The organism is Bacillus sp. JJ1521 (assembly GCF_036965165.1).
Taxonomy (GTDB): domain Bacteria; phylum Bacillota; class Bacilli; order Bacillales; family Bacillaceae_L; genus Ferdinandcohnia.
The window spans coordinates 10,248-12,352 of record NZ_JBALOX010000209.1; the positions used below are offsets into that span (position 1 = coordinate 10,248).

3 protein-coding genes are annotated in these 2,105 nt (G+C 37.1%); all 3 read left to right on the plus strand.

The window, feature by feature from the left end:
- Positions 1 to 26: 26 nt before the first annotated feature.
- The 3 genes from V7147_RS22265 to V7147_RS22275 are packed head-to-tail and all read left to right on the plus strand — an operon-like array spanning position 27 to position 2,057.
- Entirely contained in the window at positions 27 to 800 is a 774-nt protein-coding gene (locus V7147_RS22265; protein WP_335369998.1) for a metal ABC transporter ATP-binding protein, read from the plus strand.
- A gap of 4 nt (positions 801 to 804) precedes the next feature.
- Positions 805 to 1,647 (plus strand): metal ABC transporter permease, encoded by an 843-nt coding sequence (locus V7147_RS22270; RefSeq protein WP_335369994.1) that lies wholly within the window; start codon positions 805 to 807, stop codon positions 1,645 to 1,647.
- Entirely contained in the window at positions 1,644 to 2,057 is a 414-nt protein-coding gene (locus V7147_RS22275) for a Fur family transcriptional regulator (protein ID WP_335369995.1), read from the plus strand. Before V7147_RS22270 ends, V7147_RS22275 begins: the two co-directional genes overlap by 4 nt.
- The last annotated feature ends 48 nt before the right edge of the window (positions 2,058 to 2,105 follow it).

The window sequence follows — 2,105 nt, forward strand, 5'->3', positions numbered from 1 at the left end:
GATTAAATAATAAAAAAGGTGATAACTTGACACAGTCAAATTCAGTATTAACAATAAAGGATCTTACCTTTCGATATGATGAACAAACCGTATTAGAAAACATCAATTTGGTTGTCCCAAAAGGCTCCTTCTTAGCGATTGTTGGACCTAATGGATCCGGCAAAACAACACTTCTAAAAAGTATTCTCGGGCTTGTAAAACTTCAAAAAGGGTCGATCGAATTATTTGGAACACCCATAATAAAATTTAAAGACTGGCCAAAAATCGGATTTGTTTCCCAAAAAGCAAATAGCTTTAACTCTGGTTTTCCGGCAACCGTATTTGAAGTTGTTTCAAGTGGATTGACAGCAAAGCTTGGATTGTTTCATTTCTTCAAACATGAACACAGGAAGAAAATTATAGAAGCCGTTCAATCGGTGGGAATGGAGAAATTTTTATATCGTAACATTGGCGAGCTTTCGGGGGGGCAGCAGCAGCGAGTCTTCATCGCAAGGGCCCTTGTGAGTGAACCAGAGCTTCTAATCCTTGATGAACCAACAGTTGGTGTCGATGCTAAGACGGTTCAAACTTTTTATCATATGCTCGAAGATATTAATAAAAATAAGGGAATTACATTGATTTTAGTCACCCATGATGTAGGGACCGTTTCGGAAAAGGTATCCCATGTCGCATGTTTGAATAAGCATCTTCATTTCCATGGGAGTGCTGAAGAATTTGAACATGTTCAAGACCAGGATTTATCCCAATTTTATGGTCATTCACTTCAAGTAATTACCCATGAACATAGTCATGGAAGGTGAAATGATGCTTATAGACATTTTTCAATATGAATTTTTACAAAATGCATTTCTTAGCGGATTGTTAATCGGGTTAATTGCACCATTGCTCGGTGTTTTTATTGTGGTAAGACGTCTATCACTTATTGCAGATGCCTTAAGCCATGTGACATTAGCGGGAATCGCCGCTAGCCTTTTACTTGAAAGAAAGCTAGGACTGACTCAGCCAATAAATCCGATTTACATGGGAATGACTTTCTCGGTTTTGGGATCTCTTTTTATTGAACGATTAAGAACGGTATACAAGCATTATCAAGAGCTCGCAATTCCGATCATTTTATCTGGTGGTATTGGACTAGGTGTTATTTTTATTTCTCTTGCAGACGGTTTTAATACCGATTTATTTAATTACTTATTCGGGAGTGTGAGCGCAATTAGTCGTTCAGATTTATGGACCATCCTCGGAATTTCGGTGCTCGTTATTTTGATTGTCCTACTTCTATATAAGGAATTATTTCTTTTATCATTTGATGAAGAACATGCTGCTGTTTCAGGGATTAATGCAAAAACTATTCACTTTATCTTTATTGTTACAGTAGCTTTAGTGATTGCTGCTTCAATGAGAATTGTCGGTATTTTATTAGTATCATCCTTAATGACATTACCGGTTGCAGCAGCAATTCGGATTGCGAAAGGCTTTAAGCAAACGATTATCCTTTCGGTTGTTTTCGGTGAATTGGCTGTTATTTTTGGATTAGTGCTTTCTTATTATCTTGATTTGGCTCCAGGAGGAACCATCGTTGTGTTATCAATTATGATTCTTTTAGGTGCAATTGGCTGGAAAAAATGGTGGAAAGGAAGAGCAGCATGAATGTATCTGAAGCGATGCAATTAATGAAGGAAAAAGGGTTTAAACATACAGGGAAAAGGCAGGAAATGCTTGAACTATTTTCTATTTCTGATAAATATTTAACCGCAAAGGATGTTCTGGACAGATTAAAGGAAGACTATCCTGGACTAAGCTTTGACACGATTTATCGAAACCTTTCTTTATTTGTGAATCTGGGCATTTTGGAAATGACGGAGCTTTCAGGAGAAAAACATTTCCGCTTTACTTGTGGAGGAAGCCATCATCACCACCATTTTATTTGTCTAGAATGTGGTAAAACAAAGGAACTTGAAACTTGTCCTATGGACAAAATATTGGATAATTTATCTGGTTTTGATGTAACTGGTCATAAATTTGAAATTTATGGATCATGTCCAGAATGTCGAGCATAAGAATGACCTAGTTTTAAATGTCTAGCTCCAGGTGCCATCGGCTCGAGG

Excerpts from the sequence above, each read along its gene's own strand:
- V7147_RS22270 (WP_335369994.1), top strand. The coding sequence starts at position 805 with ATGCTTATAGACATTTTTCAATATGAATTTTTACAAAATGCATTTCTT.
- V7147_RS22275 (WP_335369995.1), top strand. The coding sequence starts at position 1,644 with ATGAATGTATCTGAAGCGATGCAATTAATGAAGGAAAAAGGGTTTAAA.